This is a genomic window from Enterococcus sp. BWR-S5 (assembly GCF_016745255.1).
Taxonomy (GTDB): domain Bacteria; phylum Bacillota; class Bacilli; order Lactobacillales; family Enterococcaceae; genus Enterococcus_L.
This window is the reverse complement of the sequence record NZ_JADOEQ010000002.1, coordinates 370,732-397,074: the sequence shown is the minus strand read 5'-3', so window position 1 is coordinate 397,074 and position 26,343 is coordinate 370,732. Positions and strand designations below refer to the sequence as shown.

The window sequence follows — 26,343 nt, the reverse complement described above, 5'->3', positions numbered from 1 at the left end:
ATGGGAATGAATAAAAAGAGAATACAATTATTTTTGCTCATTCTTGCTGGGATAGGTCTGGTCGGAGGTCTGTTTTTCAAGCTGAGACTTCTTGATATCGATCAGGCAATCATAAACTATGGTTCTCAAACGGTTAGAATGTATCAAACATTAGGAAATGTCTTATTAGGAATTTTTGTTTTAGCCTTACTTTTGGTAGTAGGTGTTCAACTGACTGTAAAGGCGAAAACGGCACGGACAGTAAAAGAACAGGCACAGGCAAAAAAACATAATCCTAACTATGACGAAGCGGATGTTATAGCAAAATTAACGAGCTTAGCGCAACAGAATGTTAGTTATGAGTCGGAACTTAGACAGGCTGATCAGCTAATTAGTCAGATTAACGGCTGCTTAGAAGATTTGAAGGAGCTGCAGGTGAGCAATGACTATGAGCTTTTGGAAAAAATTAACTATTCGATGATTCAAGCCAAAACACAAATTCTGCAAAATGCGAAAAGTATCATCAATCGTGTGACAATTGAAGGAGATCGTCAGGAAATCAATAAACGTCTGGAAAACAGCGGGGAAATTGTTCAGCAGGTCAAGGGGCTGTTAAATGAGACAGTTAATTATTTAGATTCTAAATCACCATCAACGAAGGCTGATTTAGAAAGTATGACAAAGGCGCTGAAAACGTTGAATAAGACAATTGAGTAAACCAAAGGAGAAAATGAGATGAAAAGAAAAAGTGGGCTAATTGTCCGTATAATGTGTTTGTTGCTAGTGGTATTGTTTGCGGGCTGTACAACAGGAAATGATGGGAAAATTGATAATTCTTCAAATGATATCAAAAAAATATCCGAGGCGGATGCCAAAACAGAATTGAAGAGCTATGTGAAAAAGATTAATCCGGATACCGCTTCCCCTAAAAGAGATATTGACAGCGGAACGATCGACACAAAGGCAGAGCTGCCGGATATCGATAAAACGTATCCTCTAAGTGTAGAGGGAAGCAACCAGATTGATGCAGAGATTTTTGTCAGTCCTGAGAAAGCAGGTAGCGGAAAAGACGGTTTATTCAATGAGCTTGCGGAAGCCTTCAACAAGAAAAATTTGAAAATCGATGGAAAAACAATTTCGGTCTCTGTTCGTTCGATGGCTTCTGGAACAGGTTTGGACTATATCAGCAGCGAGAGCTATGTTCCGGACGCGTACACGCCATCCAACCTACTGTGGGGCAAAATGCTGGAATCACAAGGAACAGGTCTTACAACGATTGCTGACCGTACCATTGGGAATACCGGCGGCTTGTTGATGAAAGAAGCAACCTATGATGAAATTATGAGCAAGTATAATGAAGTAACCGTAGACTCTTTGGTAAAAGCAGTTATTGAGGATGACTTATTGTTGGGGTACACGAATCCATACACCTCATCCACAGGCTTGAGTCTGTTGACACAGTTGATGAATCATTTTGACAGCAGCAACCCTTTGAGTGAACAAGCAGTAAATTCTCTGCGGGAGTTTCAGAAGGATCTGCCATCCACACTGTACAATACATTGCAGCTTAGAGAAGTAGCGAAGAATGGCTCAGTAGATATTCTTTCAATTAGCTATCAAACGTATATCAACACGCCAGAATTTAAGCAATACAAATATGTTCCGTTGGGGATTCGTCAGGATTCACCAATGTATGTGATGAACACAGCGTCTGCCGAGAAGCAGCAGGTCGTTTCAGAATTTACTAAATTTATCGCTGAGCAAGGGAATCAGGACACTGCCTCTAAATATGGCTTCAATCAACTGGATGACTATGAGTACAAGCTGGAGGGCATCGATGGCGCAACAGTTACGTCAATTCAAAAGCTATGGAAAGAGAATAAAAACGGCGGAAAACCAATCATTGCGGTCTTTGTTGCGGATGTATCCGGCTCAATGGATGGTGCACCAATTAACTCTCTGAAGCAGTCTCTGCTAAACAGCGGCAAGTATATTGGTGATGATGCCTATGTTGGGCTGGTTTCGTATAGTGACGAGGTAACAATCGAATTACCGATCGAGCGTATGGATTCCAAGCAAAGAAGCTACTTCACCGGTGCAATCAAGAACCTGACTGCTGACGGAGGAACTGCGACCTATGATGGTACGTTGGTTGCGCTTAGCATGATTCAGGAAAAGCTGGAGGAAGTGCCCGATGCGCGCCCAATCATCTTTGTTTTATCTGATGGTGAAACAAATGAAGGCTATGAGTTCAATAAAGTCGCACCAATCATAAAAAGTCTGGGTGTATCAATCAATACGATTGGGTATAATGCACAGCTGGATGAACTGAAGAAGCTATCTGCAATCAACGAAAGTGCAACAATCAATGCAGACAACGATGATGTAGTTTATCAGTTGAAGCAGTTGTTTAATGCAGAGCTTTAAAAATTAAACGATCGAAACGAGAGTCTGAGGTACACCAGTACGCTTGGGCTCTTGTTATCATTTGAAAAAATTTCCGCTGAGCTGTGTCCTATGAAGGATGTGGTGATTTCGCATGGTTGTTGAAAAAGCGGCAGTTTCAGAATAAAGGAGAAAAAAGAATGGAAAAAAATAACAGACATATGCCGGAGCTCTCTTCAGAGCTGCGCCAAAGTATCATTACTATGCCAAAGGTGATTCGTGAATGCAGTGGTATCAGCATCTATGGGAAACGAATCAAAAGTATCATTTATACAATGGATGTCGCGGTTATCGCCAATAATGATGCGGATGCCGTATTGGCTGTTTATCCATGGACACCCAATACACGAATTTTGAGCGCGATCTCTCAAGTTGCTCAGGTACCAATTCTAGCCGGAATCGGCGGAGGACTGACATCTGGCAACCGTTCCTCTCGATTAGGGACATTTGCGGAGGAGCATGGCGCGTATGGTGTCGTGTTGAACGGACCGAGCGACCTCAACACAATCGAAATTGTCAATGAAGCCGTTGATATTCCAATCATTTATACTGTGGTCAATGACAAACGAGATTTAAGTAAGCTGATTTCCGCCGGTGTCGATATTTTTAACGTGGCAGGTGGTTCAAAAACGGTTGAGTTGGTAAAATGGATTAGAGCGCAATATCCGGAATTTCCAATTATTGCTTCCGGAGGGAAGACCGATGAACAGATTAGAGAGACAATCGAAGCCGGAGCGAATGCGATTACGTATACGACTTATGGCAAAACAGAGACATACTTCCAAGAGAAGATGGAGCTGTACCGCGATCAGGAAATGAAGGATGAATAATCCGAGCATTCGCTAAGTGAGCCGTTATCAATTGATTCTGTAACTAGAGGCTTTCAAAATAATCAGGATACCTAGTCATTTTGACAGGTATCCTGATTATTTTTTATCGTTCAATGAAACAAAGCGAATAAATAATGCAACAAACCGCAAAAAGGTCGAATAGGACCTTATTTTTCTTTAGTATAGAGTCATCAGGAGGGGAAAGAATGAACATCATATTTAAAGCAAAGGAGCAGCTTGGTAGAGAAGAAGTGCTGATTCTCACACATCCTGAAAAGGAAAGAGACTGGCAGCAGCTTCGTCAGGCGGTTGAAAAAACGGAAAGGGGACTATCTGTCATTGATGGTAGGAATGACCGTACGCTTCAGATACCTATTAGTTCAGTTACAAGTATTGAATCAGAAGATCGTTGGTGCAATATAAAAGTAGTAAGTGGCGGAATGTATCTGTATCATAAGCGGTTGAAGTATGTGGAAGAAGAGCTTACGCCCTACGGCTTCATGCGAATTAACAACCAAGTAATCATCAATCACAAAGAAATCAAGCAGTTTTCAGCGACTACAAATGCAAGAATCGAATTACTGATGAAGGACGGCTCGACTTATTTTATCAGCAGACACTATATTAAAGCCTTTAGGAGGGTATTTTCATGATGAAGCAACTAACACAATCATTTTTTCAAGTATTTACAGTCACATTTGTATGGGTTACATTTTTACTGACCATTTTCTTTGGAGGACAGGAAGTCTCCATCTATTATCTTTGGAATTTAATCGGAATCGCGGCTAGCTGTGGGGTGATGTTCGGTGTAGTATACAGCGCACTGTGGAACTACCTGACGTTTAGACCTCTCTGGAATATATTGATTTCCTCTGTGTTGAATATTGCCTTTGGCCTATTGGCAGTCTACTTGTTTTCAGCAGAGATGTTCTCTTTTATCTTGCCATGGTGGCCGGGGATGCTGGTGCTGTCTATTGCTTTACATGTGTTAGCCTTCTATGTATATGCAAAAATAGATGCGAAAAAAAGCAGTCAGGAATTGAATCAGCTACTTCATAAGTAATAGGAAAAGCTGAACAAGTCGTTCATGAGCTGACTTGTAAAGCTAGACAATAAGAAAAGCTGAATAGGTTGTTAATTAACAAAAAAACCTTGTCGAAAAAATTCGACAAGGTTTTTGATTGATACGATATTACATTTTTTGGTTGTAGTATTCAACGATAAGTGCTTCGTCGATTTCTGCATAAAGCTCTTCACGCTCTGGTAAGCGAGTTAGGCTTCCTTCCAATTTTTCAGCATCGAAGCTAACGAAAGCCGGACGGCCAAGAGTTGCTTCAACAGCTTCTTTGATTGTTACAACGTTTTTAGATTTTTCACGGATAGAAATCACTTGACCAACTTCAACGTGGTATGAAGGGATATCTACGCGCTTGCCATCAACAGTCACGTGGCCATGGTTAACCAATTGACGTGCTTGACGACGAGTAGTTGCAAGACCTAAACGGTAAACGACGTTATCTAAACGTTGTTCCAGCAAGATCATGAAGTTAACACCGTGTTTACCTTCTTTGATTTTGCTTGCTTTAACGAACACGTTCACGAATTGACGTTCGTTCATACCGTACATATGACGTAGTTTTTGTTTTTCAGTTAATTGCAAACCGTATTCAGATAATTTACCACGGCTGTTTGGTCCGTGCTGACCTGGTTTGTAAGGGCGACGTGCTAGTTCTTTACCAGTTCCTGATAGAGAGATACCTAGACGACGAGAGATTTTCCAAGATGGTCCTGTATAACGAGACATTAAAAATTCCTCCAATAAATTAAGTTTTTTGGAGTAAAATAATCTTCTGAAAAATTCATATTCGTGCAGTCCATTCTTCAACCTTCACCTTTGCAGCCGCGGTTACGCAGTTGAACCATCATGAGGCAATGAACTGTTGACGAGCTATTATTCTTCTTGCTGCATTATTTTACACGAAGAATATTATACCTTGGAAATGCCAGTAAAGTCAAGGTGGTTCAGTATTTTTACTGAGAGAAAACATGAGAAAATGAGGAAATATGACAATAAGAGTAAAAAATCACTGGACAAATGGCTTCAAGGTCATTAAAATAAAAAAGGATATTTTGAAAATACATAGTGAAAATCAATTGAAAAGGAGCAGTAAATAATGAAACCAGTATCTCCTCTTTTTGAACAGATCGATAAATCGATTAACAAGAAAATGAGTTTGTTTCAAAGCAGTGTTGTCCGTTATGCCGTTCGTGCAATGCTGGCATGTATGTTTTTGACCTTGGGAACAGCAGTAGCCTTCGCTATCGCAATGAAAGGTGAGGACATCGCGCACGGTTTAGGGAAAATTCTTTATGCTTTTATGTTCAGTTGGTCTCTAGTAATGATTCTTTACATGAATGCTGAGCTGGGCACATCGAATATGCTTTATATGACCGTTGGTGTCTATCGTAAGAAAATTTCATTCCCATTTGCAGCAAAGATTTTGTTCACCTGTATTTTGTTTAACTTGGTCGGAGGCGTTTTATTCGGTTTCCTTGTTTCTCAAACTGTTCCATTTCAAGATTTAGCTTCAGATAACTTTATGTTTACTGCGATTTCCGGAAAACTGACAAAGAGTACCGTACAGATTCTTGTTGAAGGTATGTTTGCCAATATCGTTGTAAACACGGCAGTATTAGTAAGTATGCGTATGAAAGACGATGCAGGTAAAGTTGCAGCAATCATTTTCATTATCTTTATCTTTGCCTTCTTAGGCTACGAACACGTTATCGCAAACTTCCCGGCATTCACGTTGGCGTATTTTGCTTCACACGGAACAATGGCTGCTTTGACAGTTGGTAACGTCATTCACAACCTTGTCTTTGCCTTAATCGGAAACTTTATCGGCGGTGGTCTGGTAATGGGTCTGGGCTATGCTTGGCTAAATAATGCAGACACAAACTATTTAGATTAATTAATAATGACCGAAAACAGCGAATGCCGAAATCAGGCGTTCGCTGTTTTTTTGATGTGTGGGCGTTTATTTGTGTAGAGATAAAGCTATTAAGGTGATTGTCAGTGCTGGTGCGCAGTTTATAAGTCTGTTTATTTGGATATTTTAAGTTTGAGAACAATTCATCTGTGAAGTAGGATTCTTGATATTCATCCAAATAAACGTTGATGATTAGCTTGTTTTCCTGATGTACCTATTATCTGATACCCAAATATTTTTATCCTCTTACAAATAATATGAATACTTAGTCGCAATACACTTGTAATCTATCCACTGTTAATGAGACATAGCCGCCCACCAAGTATTGGTAGTCTTCGAATAACTCGCTTGTAATGTAGAATCCGACATCTAAGGTATTTTCGTCAAGTAGCTTTCCACAAAGGTTGTAAGTGAAATTATTGATATGTTTGACTTTTTTATCTTGGGTACCTTCTTGATTTTGCATCTCTAAAAAATCAATCATAAATATATCTATTTCAGCTTCATACACTTTCCCAACCTCTAATTCTTGTGGTGATACATTAAAACCAACGATTTCTAGGTCATTAACAGAAAAAAATACTTCTTCTTCAATAAGTGAATCAATCTTATTTATTTTTATCGTGTTATTCATTTTTTTAGCCTCTTTTCAACTGGATTGATAACAGGGATATTCTTTTTGTTATTCATCATTTTCCAAAAAGTTTTACCGCTTTCAACATGGTAAGTCGTAATTTCTCCAAAACGATTTGTTCCTACAAATTCAAACTTAGCATAACTTTTTATTGGGACTCCATTTGAATTAGTTATGCTACTATTTCTCATAAACTTGACGTAGCCAGTCCTTATTTCGCCTTTATACTGATACTGAATTTTTGTACCATATTTCATTAGATTATTTGCTCCAGCTAGATACTCATTTGCATTAGAATAAGCTTTTCCAAATTCGCCTCCGTGTTTTGAAAAATGAGACTCTAATTGATCGATGCTTCCAAAGTTAGATCCTTTAGTATTTATTTGAATATTCCTAATATTAGCAAAGGTAAAACCAAGACTCCACATTGTCTCCCAAGTCCCATCCGCCTGTCTCTTGCCGACGAAGTCTTGAATGTGTCCTAGACCTTGGTAGAACCAAGGGACATCTGTTCCGTTGAAATATTCTGTCCCATGTTTCCATTGGTTGTCGATGCGTGTTTCCCATTCTTTGGGACTCAGTTTTAGTATATCATAGTCTGATTCATCTAAATATTCGCCTACTTTTTTCAAATAAGCTTGTAATTCAGCGTTGTCTAAACGTTTTCCATTATGCTCAATGGACCAAGTGATACTATCGTTGATTTCATCGTAACACTTGATTAATGTGTACTTTTTCAGTTCCTCGTTGCGTTCACTATCCATTTTTGGTTGATTGCGTGTGTTCCACTTCTCATTCAACGGTTGAATCCATGACAGACTCATACGGTCCAGTTCAAAAGTACCGGTACTGGCATTCCATGCGCTGCCCTTTCCTACCTCGGAAATTCCTTGGTTAAGCTGACTTAATAAGCTTTCAACTTCGGAAAAAATGCCGGCAGAGGAAGCGTTGAACTCATACAGATGCTTCCGCGTCTCTTCTAATTTCGCAATCGCTGCCTGTGTTCGCATAATGCTGCGCTCCAATGCCGGGTCAGCCTTTTCCAGGCTATTAATCGCAGCATATTGGGCCTTTAGTACTTGTCCTCCCTGTGCGATTTTCTCACTGAGTTCACTTTCCTTCACATCGCAAGTATCCACTGAACTTTCAAACTCATTCGGGAATTTTTGATGTGCTTCAGTCAGAGCATCGCAAACCATTGTTACTCCGTTGACCAACGGCGGGTAGACGGTGGTGAAATATAGTTTAGCTGAATCATAGGTATTGCCAGATAGCGGTGCACGCATGAACGCATGGCAGCTATCAGCGAGAGCACCAATGGCCTGGCTGTAAGCATTCGCTAATTGTACCGCACTGTTGGTCTGACTTCTGACCTCGGAAAGATACATATCAATACTCATCAGCTGCATCCTCCCTTTGAAACAATACACTTCTTTCATCCAGCAAGTCGTTTTCCTTTTCAACTAAGGTCAGTTTTTCCTGCTGCAGCGCTTCAAATTGTTCCTCCAACTGTGTGAAGCTTCGATGTTTACACTCACGATGCTCTTGCTCACTGTCATGCAAGAATTGAGCGGAATCAGAAGTATGGAAAACTTCAGACAAATCAATTAGAAAATGCTGTTCCATTGCGTAGGCATCTTGGACAAAACGTTCTGACTTATCAAGCTTTCTAAGAGAGGTGTAGTTTTCTTCTTGCTGCTCATTAATTAATCGGAGCTGTCCGTTCAGCTCCAGTTCTTTATCGGCTATATTTTCTGTCATTAGGGTATCCACCGTCCTAACGGGTTGACCGCATCAAACGCGTTGAAGGCTTCCGCCCGTTCTGCATCCACTCGAGCAAACTCGCTGGCAACTGTTGTAATTTTGCCAATGTCTGCATTGAAAGCAGCGACGATAGTAGTCAGGGCTTCTGCTGTTTGTTTAATCGTCTGTTGTGCATTCGTATTGCCGGTAACGGTTGTTTGCCCAGCTGCTACACTAGGTGCTTGAATCGCACTCAAAGTATTTGCCGCCTGACTCATCTGTGCTGCAGTAGTACTGGCTACACTCATTTTACTATTTAATTCTGTCATATTGATAAACACTCCTTGTTGAAGAGGTTGTGACAGGAGCGATCAGCTACGAGAAACAAGAAGGAACATACGAAAATAGCATTCTTCATATTTTCGGTATGTTTCAGCTTGTTTCCGAAGTAGTTGCTCCTGGAACACCGTTTTTTTCAGAGATGATTCCGATTCAGTGTACCATAATCATATAAACAGAAATTCTCAATATTTTATCAATATGTAAAAAAATGAGGTGAAATTAAAAGAAAAATATTTTTATTGATTTATATATCCTATTCTTAATGGGTTGGCTTTTTTCATAAAAGTATGTAAAATAGATGGGGAAACTACGGATTGTGTGAAGCGGCTATTGCGACGGTTTAGGGTGAAGTATCTAAATCAGAAAGGCTGTGCTAATTGGGTAACGCAATCAAAACTATAAAAGAAGGCAGGCAAAGTGAAATTCCATGAAGAGAAAACTTTTTGCATTCGACATCGACGGAACGTTGCTGGGGACAGATAAGCAGGCATTGGACAGTACGAGAGAAGCGCTGCAAAAGCTTAGAAAACAAGGTCATTTGGTGACGATTGCTACGGGAAGAAGCCGATATATGGCTCAAAAGGTCATTTTAGATTTGGAATTTTCGAACTATATTTTGTGTAATGGTGCGGCCGGCTTTTTAGATCATGAGCAATATTATCAAAACCTGTTAGATCAGGAAGAGCTGTTACGTTTTTCATCAGAGCTGGAAAACCAGAAGCTGGGTCTAGCTTATGTAGGTCTGGATGACGTGAAGAAAACCAATAGCCATCGAGCAAAGGAAGTCGTCACTGCAATGAAATCAATTGATTTTGATGATTTGGATTTTGATGAAAATTTTGCTCAATCAGCAGATATTTATCAGGCATTGGCATTTTATGACGGTTCTTGTGAAGGAAAATTCGATACGCTGTTTCCAAAGTTCCGTTTTGTCCGTTGGCATCCTGAGAGTGTGGATATTCTTCCTCAAGGAGGCTCAAAGGCTGCGACCATTTTGAATCTTGCGGATAGAGTAGGAATCAAACGAGAAGATGTGATTACCTTTGGCGATGGCGATAACGATCGGGAAATGCTGCGTGAAGCAGGGATTGGTGTCGCAATGGGAAATGCGGAGACGCATGTACAAAAAGAAGCATCAATGGTAACTGATACCAACGACCAAGATGGTATTTGGAAAGCATTGAAGGAATTGAGCTTTATTTAAATAATAAAAAAGTCGATTAGATGAACAGTCTGATCGGCTTATTTGTGCTCAAAAATAGGAGAGAGGCTGAAATGTATAACAACAATGACAGAAATGCAACGAATGATATATTGTTGCGGTACATCACTTTTGTTAGGATAGAGGTGTAGAAGAGAGTGATAGCAGCTGTTGCAAAGCCTTAAAAGAATATAGAAGAAGGAGGGAAGGCAAATGTTTAATGACAAACTGAAAATGCTCAGGAAAATGCAGCATTTTTCTCAAGATAGGCTGGCTGAAGAAATCGGTGTTTCGCGGCAAGCGGTAGCAAAATGGGAGTCGGGGGATATTTTTCCGGATATCACAAACCTTATTGCGTTGAGCCAGCTCTTTGATGTATCAATTGATTTTTTAGTGAAGAAGCCGGAAGCGTGTACCAAAAGAGAAGGACCTCTGGAAGAAGTGGCGATAGATCAGGACGAGCTGCAACGATTTTTATACAAAGCCAAAATCAGAACCTATGCTTCAGGGATTGAACAGGATATTGACGGGCTGCGAGAATATTCCCATGACTATCTCTATGAAGATCCGCCGTACCACTACCATGATAGCTATGTAGGAAATGAAATTTTTTCCGGGCAAGAGGTTGTGACCTTTGAAGGGTATCCAGTCTGGGCGCTGAGCTATCAGGGGCGTGTGCTACACTCGAATTTTTCTTCAAAATTTCTGAAGGAGGCCCTCTTTCATGTCACGCCGGAACGTCCATTCAAGGGACCGGTTCATTTTCAGAAAGGAGCGTCCGTCTATCATTGTCAAAGCGATGGTGATTTAGCATGGGTTACTGGTAGGGAAGAAGTCTATTTCAACGAAGAAAAGGTGTATGAATTGGTGTTCCATGGTGGACTTTTAAAAGAATAAAGGAGGAGTGAAGATGGAAATATTCGAAGCTGAGCTTGAGAAGGTATTGGCAAAAGTTGCCAAAAGAGGGATTGTTGTTCTAGCAACCTCTGCGGAGAACTATGTTACTTCGAGACCGATAAGCGTGGTTGTTTATGATGGGAAAATCGTTTTTCAAACGAGTACCAAACTGCTAAAGTATCAGCAGATACAAAAAAATCAGCAAGTGGCTTTATGTGTTGATAATATTCAAATTGAAGGGACGGCAGTTTTGGGAGGGTCGCCAGTGGAGGATGATCGTTTTTCGCAAGCATATAAGGAAAAGCACCTTGGCTCTTATGAAAATTATTCTCACATGGCCTCTACCAGAGTGATTGAGGTACAGCCGAAGAAAATCACGATGTGGGTGTATAAAGAGAAGGAGCCTTATATTGTGACTTTTCAAATGGATACACATGAGCTGGAGGCGGAGTATTACGCGCATTCGCGAGCGGATTAAAGCAGCTGCGACATCTTGCTTTTTTTTGATGGTAAGGTTATTTTTGGAAGTGAGTTTATCGGATTTTAGAGTGAAGTGTTGGCTACGAGTCAACAAAAAAAGAAGAAGAGTCTGGGACATAAATTAAATGCCCAGACTCTTAGTGTATCTAACCCGAATAAACGGTGGGACAGAAGCTGCTTCTGTCCCAACCTCTTCTTTTAGTGTACGGTATTAGTTTGGTTGATTTAACTTGTTAAATAATCCGTAGATTGTAGGCTCATCAAGCGTAAGCTTTTCGCCATCGACCAATGCTTCAGTCACGTGGAAGTAATCCTCTAAATCGGGAACCTCCCGTTGTTGTGCTGCAACAAAATCAGCTGCTTTTTCATATTTTTTTACACTTTCAACAGTGTCGTCTTTGGTGACAAGATAATGGATTTCCAGCATCATACTCATTCCTTTCGTTTCTCACAACGACAGTATAACGCGTGTGCGGGAAAAAAGCGGAAATTTTGTCTCGCTGGTGAAAGCCAAATTCTGTCTATTTTGAAAGTGGAGTAAGCTGTTCATTCAATAAAAGAGCTTGCCACGAATGTATCAGCTATGAGATAGCTGTCTATTCGATCACCAATACGCCGTCTTTTAGTGCAAATGGATTTTCTGCATTGATATGATCGTAGAACATGACACCGTTCAAATGATCGATTTCATGCTGTACAACGATTGCTTCGTAATTTTTCAATCGTTTCTTCTGTTTTTCCCCGTCAGCATCAAAATAGGAAATCGTGATTTTGTTGTGACGTACAACATAACCAGGGACTTCACGGTCCACAGATAAACATCCTTCGCCTTCGGCCAGACACGCATCCTGAACAGAGTGGCTGATGATTTTCGGGTTGTACATTACTGCGCTGAGCGTCGGCTCAGGGTTTTCCAAATCGCCACTAGGTACATGGACCGCAATAACTCGCTTGGAAATGTCCAGTTGAGGCGCGGCTAATCCGACGCCCCCTCTTAATTCCAGCTCAGCAGCTTTCTCAGGGTCTTGACTATTTTTCAGAAATGTCATCATTTCTTTTCCTAATTCAACATTTTCCTCAGATAGCGGGAAAGTGACCTCTTCAGCAACCTTACGCAGCGTCGGGTGACCTTCTCGGATAATATCTTTCATTGTGATCACTAGGATAATTCCTCCTTCTATAGCATCGAAACAGTAAAAACAAGTGCTTTTACTGACAATTGATGGTTTCGCGTAATTAAGTGTATCATAAAACGAATAAAAATGGGGAGTTTTCTATAGAAAAACGCGCGTTTCTCTACGCTTTGTCTTGCTTTTTAAGGGGCTATCCTGTAAAGTATAATCTGTGTGGAAACACACCGTCTTTTACTTGGTTGTACGAATCACCAACGTATTACTCAGTAAGCAGATGATATTTTAGAAAGAGGTGGAAAACATGGCAATGTCAAAAGAACAGAAAAACCAAATCATTAGCGAATACGCTCGTCATGAAGGAGATACTGGTTCACCGGAAGTACAGATCGCTGTATTAACTGCTGATATCAATCACCTAAACGAACATGCACGCGTTCACAAAAAAGATCACCATTCTTACCGTGGACTAATGAAAAAAATCGGTCATCGTCGTAACTTGTTAGCTTACTTGCGTAAAACTGACATCCAACGTTACCGTGAACTGATCCAACGCTTAGGTTTGCGTCGTTAATCAAACATGCGAAAGTGAGATTCACCGAATCTCACTTTTTTGCTATGAGACATATCGGTTGATGGTGTCTCATAGCATTGATTTTATCATTGGCTTCTCATTGAAAATGTTTGGTTTGGTGAAACCGAAATGAGGAACATTCCAATGCATGAAAAGGAATCAAGAAGCAGCTAGTGTTTAGTCGAAGTTCCTCGAAAAGCAGGTCAGAACTCTACTAATCAAATGAAAGAATCTAACCGTGTTCGGATTTTTCCATTTGTTTAGTAGCGTCTCGCTTTTCTGAGGGCGGAAAAGAATCGTTGTGTTTATCGTATGCAGTGTATGTTGCATCATCGTGAGATTTTATCCGGACTGTCAGTTAATCGCTGAGAGTTGGTTTGAAAGACCAGGGCACAGAAGTAGAAAACGAAAGTAATTCATGTCTGAATTACTTAGGTAAAATCAAAGAATTGCTCTCAATAGAGAAAAGGAGATTTTTTATGTCAGAGAAACAAGTATTTAAAACCACTTGGGGCGGTCGCCCACTGCAAGTTGAAATCGGTCAAATGGCAAAACAAGCGAATGGTGCAGTATTGGTTCGTTATGGGGATACTGTTGTCTTAAGTGCTGCTGTAGCTTCTAAAGATGCAAGAGACTTTGATTTCTTCCCGTTAACTGTTAATTATGAAGAAAAAATGTATGCAGTTGGTAAAATCCCAGGAGGATTTATCAAGCGTGAAGGTCGTCCAAGCGAACGTGCAACATTGACAGCTCGTCTGATTGACCGTCCGATTCGTCCGATGTTTGCGGAAGGTTTCCGTAACGAAGTACAAATCACTAACGTCGTGATGAGCGTGGAGCAGGATTGTACACCGGAAATGGCAGCGATGTTTGGTTCATCGTTAGCTTTAGCGATTTCAGATATCCCATTTGCCGGACCAATTGCTGGTGTAAATGTGGGTCGTGTTGACGGTGAATACGTATTGAATCCAACCATTGAACAATCTGAAAAAACAGGTATCGAGTTGACTGTTGCCGGAACGAAGAAAGCAATCAACATGGTTGAAAGCGGCGCTAAAGAAGTATCAGAAGAAGATATGCTTGGTGCTTTGCTGTTCGGTTTTGATGCAATTAAGGAACTAGTTGCTTTCCAAGAAGAAATCGTTGCAGCTGTTGGTAAGCCTAAAATGGAAGTGAAGCTTCTACAAGTAGATGCAGACTTGAAAAAAGAAATTTTCGATGCATACTACGGTACAATGAAGGAAGCTGTTATGACAGAAGAAAAGCTTGCCCGTGAGGACAACATCGACGCTGTCAAAGATAAGGTAAAAGAAGTTTACGCTGAGAAATTCGCTGATTCAGAAGAATTGGATCAGATTTCTAAAGAAGTGAAGCAAATCGCAGAAGACCTTGAAAAAGATGTTGTGCGTGAGTTGATTACAATTGATAAAATCCGTCCTGATGGTCGTAAGCTGGATGAAATTCGTCCACTAGCTTCAGAAGTAGGAATCTTACCTCGTGTACACGGGTCTGGATTATTTACACGTGGACAAACACAAGCTTTGTCTGTTTGTACTCTGGCTCCATTAGGGGAGCACCAAATCATTGATGGCTTAGGTTTGGAAGACAGCAAACGATTTATCCACCATTATAATTTCCCACAATTTTCTGTTGGTTCAACAGGTCGTGCCGGTTCTCCGGGTCGTCGTGAAATCGGACATGGTGCATTAGGTGAGCGTGCGATGGCGCAGGTTATTCCGAATGAGACAGATTTCCCTTACACAATTCGTGTAGTATCTGAAGTGCTGGAATCAAATGGTTCTTCTTCACAAGCAAGTATCTGTGCTGGTATTTTGGCATTGATGGATGCTGGTGTACCAATCAAAGCACCAGTTGCCGGTATTGCTATGGGCTTGGTTAGCGATGGCGAGAACTATACAATCTTGACTGATATTCAAGGCTTGGAAGATCACTTGGGCGATATGGACTTCAAGGTTGCCGGAACAAAAGACGGTATCACTGCTTTGCAGATGGATATCAAAATTCAAGGGATTACAGAACAAATCCTGACAGAAGCATTGACTCAAGCGAAGAAAGCACGTTTGGAAATTCTTGCAGAGCTTACTTCTACGTTAAGTGCTCCTCGTGAAGAGCTTAGCCAGTACGCACCGAAGATTGAAATGATTCAGATTAAACCTGCCAAGATTAAAGATGTTATTGGTAAGGGTGGCGAAACAATCAACGGTATCATTGATGAAACTGGTGTGAAAATCGATATCGACCAAGAAGGAAACGTAAGTATTGCTTCTGCGGATGCTGATATGATTAAGAAAGCAATCAAGATTATTGAAGAGCTGACGAAGGAAGTTGAAGTTGGTCAAGTTTACTTAGGAAAAGTCGTTCGTATCGAAAAATTCGGTGCTTTCGTTAACCTAATCAAAGGGAAAGATGGCTTGGTTCATATTTCTCAGCTTGCCAATGAGCGTGTCAACAATGTTGAAGACGTTGTGAAGCTTGGCGATGAAGTACTTGTAAAAGTAACCGAAATCGACAAACAGGGCCGTGTCAATGTCTCAAGAAAAGCGTTGCTAAATGAAGAAAACAAAGAAAAGTAAACAATAGATAAATAGAACATGATTTTCTGAAAAACGAATGGGGCGTGAATGCAAACAACCTATTCGTTTTTCCTTATTCATAAATTCTGTAAAAGAATTTGGCGTAGGTCGTCCTTTGTTCTTATTGGGATGTCAGAGACATTGATTGTGTAATAAGATTTTTTGTAAGACTAATAGAGTAAAAAATGATAAAAAAAGTTAAAGAGCACCCGCGGCTCTTTTGTTTGCAATGAAATAGTGGTAAAATTAATGCTATCAGTTTGAAGACTATCTGAGGTGTCGTAGTGAAAAAATTTAACCCAAATAAAAATATAATCATTACTTTAGTATTAGTAATTATCGTCGTTATTGTTATCAGTGTAACTGCCGCGCAACGGGCAGGCGGAAAGAACAATCCTGTTCAGTCTGCTGTGAATGATGGGGTAAGCGTTATAGATAAAATGATTTCCGCTCCGGCAAAAGCTGTGGCAGGAAGTCTTGCTTCATTGACAGACCTCTTTAATACATACGATGAAAATCAACGTTTGAAAACAAAAATTGACAGTTATAATGAACTGGCCATCCAAAATGATAACTACCAGAAGGAAATTGATGCATTAAAAGCTGAACTGGCACTCAATGAGACCTTAACGAACTATGAGAAGGTGACAGCGAATGTAATTAGTCGTTCGCCGGATACTTGGCAGGACGTTATGGTTGTTGATAAAGGCAGTGCTGACGGCATTGAAGTGAATATGGCAGTCATGTCGCAAAAAGGTCTGATTGGTCGTGTCATCGAGGTCAATACGCTTTCGTCCAAAGTCGAGCTGCTTACATCAAAAAATCAAAATTCCAATCATTTTCCAGTGCGTGTCAGCTCTGAAAATGGTGATTCCTATGGTTTGCTGAAGGAATTTAATGATAAGGAACAGGCGTTGGTGGCAACACAGCTTACCGGAGATACTGAGATTACTGTTGGTTCCGTTGTTCAAACATCGGGGTTAGGCGGCAACTCACCGGCTAATCTACCAATAGGAACAGTAGAAAAGGTTGAACCGGATCAGTATGGTTTGGATCGTGAAGTGTATGTGAAACCCTATGCAGATTTGTATGGGATTACTGTTGTGACAATTATTCAAAGATCGGCAGGGGGAAATGAATGATTCCAAAGGAAAAGGTAAAATACTTTGCGCCTGCCCTGCTCTTTCTTTTGTTGCTGATTGACGGGCAGCTGACTATGGGAGCCGAAACATTATTGGATAATGCGTATTATCCAAGTGCTCATTTTCTACTTTTAGTCTATTTATTGCTGATACCCAATCTATCTAAGCGTTATGTAATCATCAGCTCTTTGATTATTGGTTTGATTTGTGACAGTTATTATTTAGGCGTGTTGGGTATTTATACGGTTGCCCTGGTTAGTACAGTTATGTTGATGTACACTTTTCAGGGAATTGTAGAAACGAATATACCCACTGCTTTTTTCGGTATGGTCATATTTGTGACTAGTTATGAGCTGATAGCTGTTGCACTACAGGTCATTTTTCATTTATCAAAAGTTGGACCAATCATCTTTGTCACGCGTGTATTGGGTCCGACGCTATTGTTTAACATGTTGATTTTTGTGTTATTTTTCTATCCGTTAAAGAGACTGCTTTCTACAAAGTAATCTCTTTTTTTGTTATATTTATTGGATTTATTTTTATATGACGTGTTATTTTAAAAGACTCGATGAAATAGTTCTGTAACATTCTCTTTATATACATGACATAAATCTGTGTTACAATTTGAATGTCGTAAAATTAGGAAATTAAACGAATCGTGAAAATATATACGCACTTATGCATAAACGTGGAGGAATAGTTTAGTGAAGAAGAACCTTTTATCTACTTTGATGGTTTGTTCATTGGTACTGACGGCAATAAGCCTGCCGACAGCTGTAAAAGCAACAGACTATGATACACAAATCAAAGAGCAGGATCAAAAAATCAATGAATTAAAAACGAAGGAAGCAGAAGCAGAAGCTGCCTTGGCGAAAATCGAAGAAGAGTTGGAAACAACTGCGAGAAAGATTGAAGAGTTGTCAGAGACAAAGGATGTTTTGACAGAGGAAATTAAAGCTCTTTATAACGAAATCTCCGATTTGAACGTTCGCATCCAAAAAAGAGATGTCCAAATGCAAAAGCAGGCAAGAGATGTTCAGGTCAGCGGAAATGGGACGAACTATCTGGAAGTACTATTGAATTCAGAGTCTATTTCTGATGCGTTGACAAAAGTACAGGGGCTGACTACTTTAGTAAATGCGAACAACGATTTGCTGGAGCAGCAGACAGAAGATAAGACAACGGTCGAAGAGAAGACTGAAGTGGTTGAAGGACAGATTTCTGCATTGGAACAGGCAGAAACTGACTTGAATGAAAAGCAGGATTCTTTGGATACTCTGAAAATCGAGCAAGAGATTGCCAAAAACGATTTAGAAGCACAGCGTGCAACAGAGGAAAGCAAGAAATCTGAATACATTTCACAAAAAGAAGCAGCTGAAAAGAAATTAGCTGATGAGCAAGCAGCGCAGAAGAAGAAGCAAGAAGAAGCGGAACGTCTTGCGCAGGAAATTTTAGCACAGACAAACAAAGTGAATGTGATTGAAGAAGATGGCACAACAACTGCTGTGGATACACCATCTGGCGGAGTAAGTAATGGCACTGATGTTTCTATACCGGAAAGTGCGGGAGAAGTCTCTGCAGCGAAGCAGGCAGCAATTAGTGCAGCTTTGGCTGATGTAGGCAACAGTTATCCGACTGGTTGGGGGGCACAAGGTGAGTGCTTGGTTTCTGTCCGACGCTGGTTGAATGCCGGTGGGATTAACTTTGCGGTAGGCGGTCCCCATAGCGGATATGTAGCTTCCGGCGCCAAACAAGTTTCTTTATCTGAGATAAAACCGGGAGATGTTATTCAGTACGAGAATATCTATACTCCGGAAGGCTGGATTGGCGGCGTTCATACAGTATTGATTGTTGGCGTGAGCAACGGGACACTTCACATTGTGGAAGCAAATAATCCTGGCGGCTCAGGCTATGTGTCAACAACAAAGGGCTGGATGCCTGCACCACCTGCGAACTTCAGAGCGGTTGTCTGGCGTTTTCCAGGTTAAATAGTTGAATCGAAGCCCTGTAAGAACAGCATTTCTTACAGGGCTTTTTAAATTTGGAGATAGAGTTGGAACTTTAGGAATTTTTCTGAATTTTGAAATATAGAATCAAAATTCAGTTAGTTGTAGCACCATTTTCTCTCTATTTTTTGATTTGAAACATTTTTGTAATATTTCTATTATCTGTATGACATAGGAGTATGTTAAACTGATGAAGTCATTAATTGAAAAAAGAATTTTTTACTGTTATAGTTAACTTTAAATAATTTGTCGGAGGAATGAATAGTGAAGAAAAGTGTAATCCCAGTGCTGATGTTAAGCTCGTTAGTACTTTCAACAGTTGGACCTTCTACAATTGTATTCGCGGATGATGTAGATTCAAACATCCAGCAACAGGACCAAAAAATCAGTGGGTTGAAATCACAGGAAGCAACTGTACAAACACAAATCGCTTCTTTACAGAATGAAATTGCAGGAATTGCCGTGCAATCAGATGAACTACAGACACAACAAACCGAGTTAAGAGATCAAACAGCAACTCTTGAAACTGAAATTGCTGATTTAACAAAACGTATCGAAAAACGTGAAGATGCGATTCAAGGTCAGGCACGTGACGTACAAGTAAATGGTAATTTGAGCTATATGGATGCAATTTTATCAGCAGATAATTTTTCTGATGCAATCAGTCGTGTGCAAGCAATGACGACAATCATTGGCGCAAACAACGATTTAGTTCAACAACAAAAAACTGATCAACAAGCCGTTGAAGCTAAAAAAGCTGAAAACGACGAAAAATCAAAACAAATTCAAGAAAACCAAGTAGCTTTGGAAGCTCAAAAGGGCGACATCATCAAAGCGCAGCTTGATTTAGAAATCTTACAAACAGGGCTTGCAGCAGAACGCGCGACTGCTGAAGATCAAAAATCTTCATTGGTTCAGCAAAAAGCAGAAGCAGAAGCTCAAAGAGCGTTAGTGGCTCAGCAAGAAGCGGCAGCTCAAGCAGCAGCAGAACAAGCAATTGCAGCTGAAACAGCTGTTATTCCTGAAGATACAGGTGCATCAGCAGCAGAAGATACAGGTACTGACGCAAGCAATACAAATAACGGTAATGGAAGTAATACTGGCAATACAGGCGGCAACGAAACACCTGCACCAACGCCAACGCCGGAACCAACACCTACGCCGACACCAAATCCAACACCTACGCCGACTCCGACACCGGAACCAACACCGGCGCCAGATCCAACTGGCGGCTCAGCAGTTTCTGTTGCAGCGGCACAGGTTGGTAAAGCATATGTTTGGGGAGCAAAAGGTCCAAACAGCTTTGACTGTTCAGGTTTAGTGTATTATGCATATATGACTTCTCAAGGTCGTAATGTAGGTGGCTATACAGTAGCACAAGAAGGTGCGGGAACTCGTATTTCTGTATCGGAAGCGCAAGCAGGAGATTTATACTTCTGGGGTTCACCAGGTGCTTCTTGGCACGTAGCGATTGCTACAGGTGGCGGCGGCTTCATTCATGCAGCTAACCCTAGCCAAGGCGTATGTTACGGAGATGTAGGTTCATTCCCACCAAGCTTCGCTGTACGTATGTAATTTAATTTGACTAATCAAAAAGGTCTGGAGATTTCCAGACCTTTTTTTGTTGTAATTAATTATACAGTTTATTCCATAATCAAAAAGAAACGACAAAACGTTATTCTTACTACTAACGTTTTGTCGTTTGTTGTGTTGTTTATAGATAATCTTCAGTGAGTGTCAGAAACTCATTAATATCTGCGATAACCAAGTCAACAGCGTGCTGCCAGAAATCAGGCTTCGTTAAATCAACCTGCAAATGTTTTTGAGCCAGCTCTTCGGAGCTCATAGAAGCTGTGTCTCGCAGTAAATCGATATATTTATCTTCAAAGTCTCCATTACTTTGCTGTGCAATTGCATAAATGCCCATGCTGAATAGATAGCCAAAGGTGTACGGGAAATTATAGAACGGTATATCGTCAATAAAGAAGTGAAGCTTGCTGGCCCAAAAATGTGGGTGGTATTGATTGAGGGATTCCTGATAGCTTTCTTTTTGTGCTGAAAGCATCAATTCAGTAATCTGTTCTTCCGTCAGTAAGCCTTCTTTTCTTGCTTGATAATAGCTTTTCTCGAAAATAAACCGAGCATGGATGTTCATAAACATAGCATTCGCATTTTGTAGTTTGGCATCTAGCAGGTTAATCTTTTCTTCTTTGGTTTTTGCTGTTTTCAAGGAAGCATCTGCAACAATCAGCTCAGCGAATGTGCTGGCTGTTTCAGCAACATTCATTGCGTAATCACGATTCAGTGTTGGTAAATCCCACATAACACTACTATGAAAGGCATGACCCAGCTCGTGAGCCAATGTAGCTACTTCATTAATTGAACCGCCGAAGGTCATGAAAATACGTGATTCCTGCGTTTCGGGAAGCTCTGTACAGTAACCTCCAGGGCGTTTTCCTAGTCGATCCTCTGCCTCTATCCAGCTTTTTTGAAAGGCTTCCTTTGCGAAGGTCTCCATTTTAGGACTGAACTTCTCGAAGTTTTCAAGAATGAATGCTGCAGCCTCATCAAACGAGAATGTCTTTTCCTCTAAATCGCCTAAGATGATAGGGGCATCCTGATCCTGCCAATCCATCTTTTCTTTACCGAATAATTGTGCTTTTCGAGTAAGGTAATTGATAAAATGCTGTTTGTTTTCTGTGATGACCTGCCACATTGTTTGTAATGTTTTCTCACTCATGCGATTATAAATCAACGGTTCGCTTAGGAAATCATCTATGCCATGCAGCTGATAATCACTGAGACGAAAACCATCTAGGTGATTTAATGTGTCTGCCAACAACGGGGCTTTTTCACACCAAACAGCTTCCCATTTATCAAACAATTCTTGCCGAACTGCCGCATCAGGATCGCTGGTCATGCGATTAAAGGCTTGACCGGCAGATAGCTGAACGACTGTTCCATCTTTTTCAGTGTGGGAAATGGATACTGTGGAGACGATTGTATCATAGTGGCTGCTCCAGGCAATTAGTCCATTCAATGAAAGGGTGTTGATGATATCTTCTTCTTTTTCAGAAAGCAACCGTTGTCCTTCTGTCCGCAGTTCGCTTAATCGAAAAGCGATTTCTTCTAATGCATGTTGTTCAATAAACAATGACCATTCGCTGTCGCTGATTTCTGTCAATTTCTTTTTCAGTAAGGTATCTCCCAGCTGAATACCGGGAAACAAGTCATTAAGAGAGCCGAGCAGCACTTTGGCAGTATTGTCACTCGTATCTGCAGACAGTAAGGCATTGATATAGCTGCTGCATTGAGTGAGACCATTGTATATATCACTTTGTAACGTGATGATTTCCTTTAACTGCTCTTTTTGGTCAGTGTTGCCTACCTCCCACTTTCGAAGACATGTTTGATACTTGCTGATTTCTTCCTTCAGCGTGTCCATTCTTGCTTTTAACTCTTTAGAGGAGCTTCCTCCGGGAAAGATACTATCTAGGTCCCAAGTAAGGGAATAGCTCATAAAACAACCTTCTTTCTTTTCTGTAGTTATTTATCTATTATAACGTAAAACCCATTGTTTCTTGTAACGAAAAAGGCTAATATTAATAAGATGGGGTGATGAAATGAAAGGTTTATTGAAAAATAGCAATTTATATTTAGTTATAGCATTTATTATCATGGGGATTTTATTTTACAGTTCTTCGCAAACATATGAAGAGCAGTCGCAGCTGGTCTTATTACAACGGCTGTTGGCTGATGAACCGTTTAGAGAGCGATTAAGTGGGGTTTCCTTTGTCTATGCTTCTGAGGAAGTCAGTATACAGGCCAGAGGATATTTTAGCTTTATTGAATTTTTCGTTCGAAAAGGTGCTCATTTTGGTACCTATTTTCTTTTGTCATGGAGCTGGATTCTTGGGTTGAAGCCGCGTATCAATCAATTGGTGTTGACAGCAGTGGTTGCTTGGTTAGCTGCTACCGGCTATGCGGCACTAGATGAGCTGCATCAGATGTTTACCGGAGGGCGTTCCCCTTTGTTTCAGGACATCGCTTTAGATTCGATTGGCGCATTGACAGCTGCCATTCTTTGCTTAATAATTATTGGTTGGAAGAGTAGAAAAAAATAATTTTAGGACAGATATCGTTTTTTCGGTGTCTGTTTTTTGAAATAATTTAATAGGTGTTTATGAGAAAAATTTTGCCCTTATAAGAAAGAATAGTACAATGATAGAATAGATGACTCCTGTAAAAGAAGAAACTGATACTCAAGTAGTAAGGACAAAAGCGGCTTGAGGATTCACAAGGCTTGTGTAGGCTTTTATATTCATTCTATAAGGGCTGTGCAGTTATGTCCTTTGCTTGATTGTACAAAAAACAGACATGTTTCGTGTAATGAAATCTTTTGCCGGATTATTGAGAGGAACGTATGTAGAGGAGGAAGAGGCTATGGCAGGACATAGTAAGTGGAAGAATATTCAGGGGAGAAAAAATGCACAGGATGCGAAAAGAGGAAAGATATTTCAAAAGCTTTCCAGAGAAATCTACATGGCAGCAAAAAACGGTGGGATTGATCCGGTGATGAATCCGTCCCTGCGCCTGGTTATTGATAAAGCAAAGGCGGCTAACATGCCGAATGACAATATCGATCGTGCTATAAAGAAGGCGGGTAGTTCAGGGGATAATGAGCACTATGATGAAATCACCTATGAAGGATATGGTCCTGGTGGTTCGGCGGTGCTGGTTTATGCATTGACAGATAATCGAAATCGCACAGGGACAAATGTCCGCACACTATTTAATAGAAATGGCGGCTCGTTAGGGGAAAGCGGCTCAGTCAGCTATATGTTCGATCGAAAAGGGTATCTTGTCATTGAGAGAGCTGGGCTTACTGTTGATGAGGATACCTTATTAGAACAGGCATTGGAAGCGGGAGCAGAAGATTTGGAAACGTCAGAAGAAGTCTTTGAACTGTATACGGCTCCTGAAGACTTCACAGCGGTAAAGGAACAGCTGGAGGAGCAAGGCTATGTATTCGCTCAAGCTGAGCTGACGATGGTCCCGCAAACGCTTGTGACTCTTACTGAGGAACAAAGTGAGAAGTTGCAGAGCTTGATTGATAAGCTGGAAGAAGATGATGATGTTTCGGAGGTATTTACTTCAGCTGAGTTATGAGTGAAGTGATGAAGGGAAACAAGTGTCGGAAATAGAAAGCAGCAGATGCTGGTAGAATTTGAGAATTGGTTGGGAGAAAAAGAGGACAAGTCGATTGTTACAGAAATCGACTTGTTTTTTTATTTGGAAGAAGCCTTCTTTATGCCCGGAGTCCTGTATAATTAAAGTTGGATTAAACAAAAGAAGACAAGTCAGGAGCATCACTTTGATACACCATTAAGTGTAGGGAGAGAAAATTTGGAAAGTACATAGAAGTTGCAGTATGGGGTAAGCTGAAGTACCTAAAGGAGCCGTTCTTTTGTAATTGAAAGATTTAGCAGAAAATATAGAAAAATAAAAAAGTTTCCAACCTTTTTGAAGGTTCAATCGTCTAATAGGAAAAGAAGGTGAAAAAATGGAGAACGTACTGGTTGAAAAAGCAATCGAGGGAAGTCGTGATGCGTTAGAAGTACTTCTGAAAGAGCATTACCAGCAATTATACAAAACCGCATTTCTTTATGTAAAGAACGAGGCCGATGCGCTAGATGTCGTACAGGATGCCGTAATCAAAATTATGAATAAAATAAATACACTTCAATTTCCTGAATATTTTACGACGTGGGCGGTACGAGTCGTGATTTTTACGTCTCTCGATCATTTAAAAAAGAACACAGCATTTATGGAGGAAATGGATGGACAGGTTTGTGATCCCGAACATGGTTTATCAAGTGAAGAACAGTTGGATATTTACGAAGGGATACGCAGGTTACCGCAGCATCTGCAAGAGGTCACGATTCTTCATTATTTTTATGGTAGAAAAGTGAAAGAAATCAGTGCAGTATTGAATGAGCCTTTAGGGACAACAAAGTATAAGCTGCACGAAGCGAGAACGAAACTAAAAGGATATCTTGAGGAGGGAGCGCAATGAAACTGAATCAAGAATGGCAGCAACAATGGGAATCAATCGAAGTGCCGGAGCAGAAGCTCACGCAAATGATAGAAGAGACCGTAGCTGAGCCGAAAAAGCTGACACTGAGTGAAAAAATCAAGGCAGCTGTTCATACAGGAAAGTCTGTGAAAACGAAGTTTCGTCGTCGGACATGGTATGTATTGGCAGCCGGTGCTGTTGTACTGCTTGCCGGAACAGGGATGTATTGGTCACAACGGGAAACGATGAAGTATTCGTCTAATTCTGCATCGATGAATGCCGTACCAACAGGGGAAGGCATGATAGAGATGGAAGAAGCGCCATCAAATGCTAAGACGGAGGCTGATACAGAATCAGCGACGCAAGCAGCGGGAGCGGGAGAAGCTGAAAAAGCTGAGGCAAGTATTGTTTCTGAAAAGACTGCACGATTCTATAACTATTCCAAGCAAACAACGGATTTTTCCGGTGATATTGAGAAGCTGGAAAAGCTGATTGACGAAAGCGGCAGCTATATAGAAACATCTAATAGAAGCAATTGGTCTGGTGATTTACAGTCCGCTTATTATAAGATTCGAATTCCTGAAAAGGAAGGCAACAGTAAGGACACGTTGGAGAAGTTGCGGAAAATCGGCGATACCATCGATGAAACTGTACGAACAGAGAACTACTCTGCAGCGTATACTGACAATGAAAGCCGAATCAAGGCTTTGGAAACAGAAGAAACTGCGTTGTTAGGAATGTTGGAGAAGAGTGACAAGCTAGAGGACATGCTGAAAATTCAGGAACGTCTGTCAACGGTCAGAGCAGAAAGAGAAAATCTTGTTCGTGCCAACAAAGTCATCGATAATCAGGTTGATTATGTAACGGTTGAAGTCTCAATCGATGAGGTGAATCAGGTTGAGAAGAAGCAGGAAAGCCCATCGTTGACAACACGGATTTCAGGTAACTTAGAGAAACAAAAACTATTTTGGAAAGAAAAAGCAGAAAATGTGATTGTATTTGCAGCAAGCAATAGTATCTATTTCTTAATAGGTCTCGTAGCTATACTAATTGTAGTGTATAGCGTCAGGAAAAAATCCAAAAAAAAGGGTAAGAAAAATACAGATGTTGAAAAATCTGAATAGACAGTTGAACAGTTAATTTTTGATGGAGTGGAGAAATCCACTCTATTTTTGTATTTACCAAGCAGATGATTCAAGTGATAGTAACAGCTGGTTTGAATGATATATTCTCTACAATGACGGATTTTTAGCGTACTTTTTGATTGTTGAATGATGATA

General features: G+C 40.6%; 27 protein-coding genes. 19 read left to right on the top strand and 8 right to left on the bottom strand.

Going from position 1 to position 26,343, the window contains the following annotated elements:
• The first annotated feature begins 6 nt into the window (after nt 1-6).
• The 5 genes from IW510_RS04475 to IW510_RS04455 all read left to right on the top strand — a co-directional run bounded on the left by IW510_RS04475 (nt 7) and on the right by IW510_RS04455 (nt 4,317).
• The gene (locus tag IW510_RS04475; protein ID WP_202057309.1) at nt 7-696 is read left to right on the top strand and encodes a hypothetical protein; all 690 of its coding nucleotides are present in this window, start codon (nt 7-9) and stop codon (nt 694-696) included.
• A gap of 18 nt (nt 697-714) precedes the next feature.
• Nucleotides 715-2,406 (top strand): vWA domain-containing protein, encoded by a 1,692-nt coding sequence (locus tag IW510_RS04470; protein WP_236674594.1) that lies wholly within the window; start codon nt 715-717, stop codon nt 2,404-2,406.
• 158 nt (nt 2,407-2,564) lie between these two features.
• Complete coding sequence (locus IW510_RS04465; RefSeq protein ID WP_202057308.1) at nt 2,565-3,254, top strand: hydrolase; 690 nt, start codon at nt 2,565-2,567, stop codon at nt 3,252-3,254.
• 206 nt (nt 3,255-3,460) lie between these two features.
• Entirely contained in the window at nt 3,461-3,907 is a 447-nt protein-coding gene (locus tag IW510_RS04460; protein WP_202057302.1) for a LytTR family DNA-binding domain-containing protein, read from the top strand.
• The gene (locus IW510_RS04455) at nt 3,904-4,317 is read left to right on the top strand and encodes a hypothetical protein (RefSeq protein WP_202057300.1); all 414 of its coding nucleotides are present in this window, start codon (nt 3,904-3,906) and stop codon (nt 4,315-4,317) included. Before IW510_RS04460 ends, IW510_RS04455 begins: the two co-directional genes overlap by 4 nt.
• A gap of 129 nt (nt 4,318-4,446) precedes the next feature.
• Here the strand turns inward: IW510_RS04455 and rpsD are convergent, their stop codons facing one another.
• Nucleotides 4,447-5,058: a 30S ribosomal protein S4 gene (rpsD, locus tag IW510_RS04450; protein ID WP_202057298.1), complete on the bottom strand. Its 612-nt coding sequence runs from the start codon at nt 5,056-5,058 to the stop codon at nt 4,447-4,449.
• Nucleotides 5,059-5,428: 370 nt separating this feature from the next.
• Between rpsD and IW510_RS04445 the strand changes: the two genes are divergently transcribed.
• On the top strand, nt 5,429-6,226 hold the full coding sequence (locus IW510_RS04445; RefSeq protein WP_202057294.1) for a formate/nitrite transporter family protein: 798 nt from the start codon (nt 5,429-5,431) through the stop codon (nt 6,224-6,226).
• Nucleotides 6,227-6,509: 283 nt separating this feature from the next.
• On the opposite strand, the gene IW510_RS04440 is transcribed toward IW510_RS04445, so the two are convergent.
• From IW510_RS04440 to IW510_RS04425, 4 genes are read right to left on the bottom strand one after another with little or no spacing between them, the layout of a single operon-like run.
• Nucleotides 6,510-6,878: a hypothetical protein gene (locus IW510_RS04440; RefSeq protein WP_202057292.1), complete on the bottom strand. Its 369-nt coding sequence runs from the start codon at nt 6,876-6,878 to the stop codon at nt 6,510-6,512.
• Nucleotides 6,875-8,278, bottom strand: coding sequence for a T7SS effector LXG polymorphic toxin (locus IW510_RS04435; protein ID WP_202057290.1), 1,404 nt, complete (start codon nt 8,276-8,278; stop codon nt 6,875-6,877). The genes IW510_RS04440 and IW510_RS04435 overlap by 4 nt, the downstream gene beginning before the upstream one ends.
• Nucleotides 8,268-8,639, bottom strand: a complete 372-nt coding sequence (locus IW510_RS04430; protein WP_202057289.1) for a DUF3958 family protein — start codon at nt 8,637-8,639, stop codon at nt 8,268-8,270. The genes IW510_RS04435 and IW510_RS04430 overlap by 11 nt, the downstream gene beginning before the upstream one ends.
• Nucleotides 8,639-8,950: a TIGR04197 family type VII secretion effector gene (locus tag IW510_RS04425; protein WP_202057287.1), complete on the bottom strand. Its 312-nt coding sequence runs from the start codon at nt 8,948-8,950 to the stop codon at nt 8,639-8,641. The genes IW510_RS04430 and IW510_RS04425 overlap by 1 nt, the downstream gene beginning before the upstream one ends.
• A gap of 440 nt (nt 8,951-9,390) precedes the next feature.
• Here IW510_RS04425 and IW510_RS04420 point away from each other — a divergent pair, with 440 nt between their 5' ends.
• From IW510_RS04420 to IW510_RS04410, 3 genes are all read left to right on the top strand, one after another.
• A complete protein-coding gene (locus IW510_RS04420) occupies nt 9,391-10,167 on the top strand; it encodes a Cof-type HAD-IIB family hydrolase (RefSeq protein WP_202057285.1) in 777 nt (258 codons plus the stop codon).
• Nucleotides 10,168-10,377: 210 nt separating this feature from the next.
• A complete protein-coding gene (locus tag IW510_RS04415) occupies nt 10,378-11,061 on the top strand; it encodes a DUF5680 domain-containing protein (RefSeq protein WP_202057281.1) in 684 nt (227 codons plus the stop codon).
• Nucleotides 11,062-11,074: 13 nt separating this feature from the next.
• The gene (locus tag IW510_RS04410; RefSeq protein ID WP_202057280.1) at nt 11,075-11,539 is read left to right on the top strand and encodes a pyridoxamine 5'-phosphate oxidase family protein; all 465 of its coding nucleotides are present in this window, start codon (nt 11,075-11,077) and stop codon (nt 11,537-11,539) included.
• 213 nt (nt 11,540-11,752) lie between these two features.
• Here the strand turns inward: IW510_RS04410 and IW510_RS04405 are convergent, their stop codons facing one another.
• Complete coding sequence (locus tag IW510_RS04405) at nt 11,753-11,977, bottom strand: hypothetical protein (RefSeq protein ID WP_321388815.1); 225 nt, start codon at nt 11,975-11,977, stop codon at nt 11,753-11,755.
• A 160-nt stretch (nt 11,978-12,137) separates the two neighbouring features.
• The gene (gene def, locus IW510_RS04400) at nt 12,138-12,701 is read right to left on the bottom strand and encodes a peptide deformylase (protein WP_202057279.1); all 564 of its coding nucleotides are present in this window, start codon (nt 12,699-12,701) and stop codon (nt 12,138-12,140) included.
• Between the two features lie 274 nt (nt 12,702-12,975).
• Between def and rpsO the strand changes: the two genes are divergently transcribed.
• The 6 genes from rpsO to IW510_RS04370 all read left to right on the top strand — a co-directional run bounded on the left by rpsO (nt 12,976) and on the right by IW510_RS04370 (nt 20,562).
• On the top strand, nt 12,976-13,245 hold the full coding sequence (rpsO, locus tag IW510_RS04395) for a 30S ribosomal protein S15 (RefSeq protein WP_086349479.1): 270 nt from the start codon (nt 12,976-12,978) through the stop codon (nt 13,243-13,245).
• A gap of 479 nt (nt 13,246-13,724) precedes the next feature.
• Nucleotides 13,725-15,839 carry a polyribonucleotide nucleotidyltransferase gene (pnp, locus tag IW510_RS04390; protein ID WP_202057278.1) on the top strand — a complete coding sequence of 705 codons (2,115 nt, stop codon included), beginning with the start codon at nt 13,725-13,727 and terminating at the stop codon, nt 15,837-15,839.
• A gap of 284 nt (nt 15,840-16,123) precedes the next feature.
• Nucleotides 16,124-16,981: a rod shape-determining protein MreC gene (mreC, locus tag IW510_RS04385; RefSeq protein ID WP_202057272.1), complete on the top strand. Its 858-nt coding sequence runs from the start codon at nt 16,124-16,126 to the stop codon at nt 16,979-16,981.
• Nucleotides 16,978-17,487: a rod shape-determining protein MreD gene (gene mreD, locus IW510_RS04380; RefSeq protein WP_202057270.1), complete on the top strand. Its 510-nt coding sequence runs from the start codon at nt 16,978-16,980 to the stop codon at nt 17,485-17,487. The genes mreC and mreD overlap by 4 nt, the downstream gene beginning before the upstream one ends.
• Nucleotides 17,488-17,712: 225 nt before the next feature.
• Nucleotides 17,713-18,969, top strand: a complete 1,257-nt coding sequence (locus IW510_RS04375; protein WP_202057410.1) for a coiled-coil domain-containing protein — start codon at nt 17,713-17,715, stop codon at nt 18,967-18,969.
• A gap of 282 nt (nt 18,970-19,251) precedes the next feature.
• Nucleotides 19,252-20,562 carry a C40 family peptidase gene (locus IW510_RS04370; protein ID WP_202057269.1) on the top strand — a complete coding sequence of 437 codons (1,311 nt, stop codon included), beginning with the start codon at nt 19,252-19,254 and terminating at the stop codon, nt 20,560-20,562.
• Nucleotides 20,563-20,701: 139 nt separating this feature from the next.
• On the opposite strand, the gene IW510_RS04365 is transcribed toward IW510_RS04370, so the two are convergent.
• Nucleotides 20,702-22,507, bottom strand: a complete 1,806-nt coding sequence (locus tag IW510_RS04365) for a M3 family oligoendopeptidase (RefSeq protein WP_202057267.1) — start codon at nt 22,505-22,507, stop codon at nt 20,702-20,704.
• A 103-nt stretch (nt 22,508-22,610) separates the two neighbouring features.
• On the opposite strand from IW510_RS04365, the gene IW510_RS04360 reads away from it, so the two are divergent.
• From IW510_RS04360 to IW510_RS04345, 4 genes are all read left to right on the top strand, one after another.
• Nucleotides 22,611-23,111 (top strand): VanZ family protein, encoded by a 501-nt coding sequence (locus IW510_RS04360; protein ID WP_202057266.1) that lies wholly within the window; start codon nt 22,611-22,613, stop codon nt 23,109-23,111.
• Nucleotides 23,112-23,430: 319 nt separating this feature from the next.
• Complete coding sequence (locus IW510_RS04355) at nt 23,431-24,156, top strand: YebC/PmpR family DNA-binding transcriptional regulator (protein WP_202057264.1); 726 nt, start codon at nt 23,431-23,433, stop codon at nt 24,154-24,156.
• A 394-nt stretch (nt 24,157-24,550) separates the two neighbouring features.
• The gene (locus IW510_RS04350; protein ID WP_202057263.1) at nt 24,551-25,063 is read left to right on the top strand and encodes a sigma-70 family RNA polymerase sigma factor; all 513 of its coding nucleotides are present in this window, start codon (nt 24,551-24,553) and stop codon (nt 25,061-25,063) included.
• Complete coding sequence (locus IW510_RS04345; RefSeq protein ID WP_202057261.1) at nt 25,060-26,187, top strand: DUF4349 domain-containing protein; 1,128 nt, start codon at nt 25,060-25,062, stop codon at nt 26,185-26,187. The genes IW510_RS04350 and IW510_RS04345 overlap by 4 nt, the downstream gene beginning before the upstream one ends.
• The last annotated feature ends 156 nt before the right edge of the window (nt 26,188-26,343 follow it).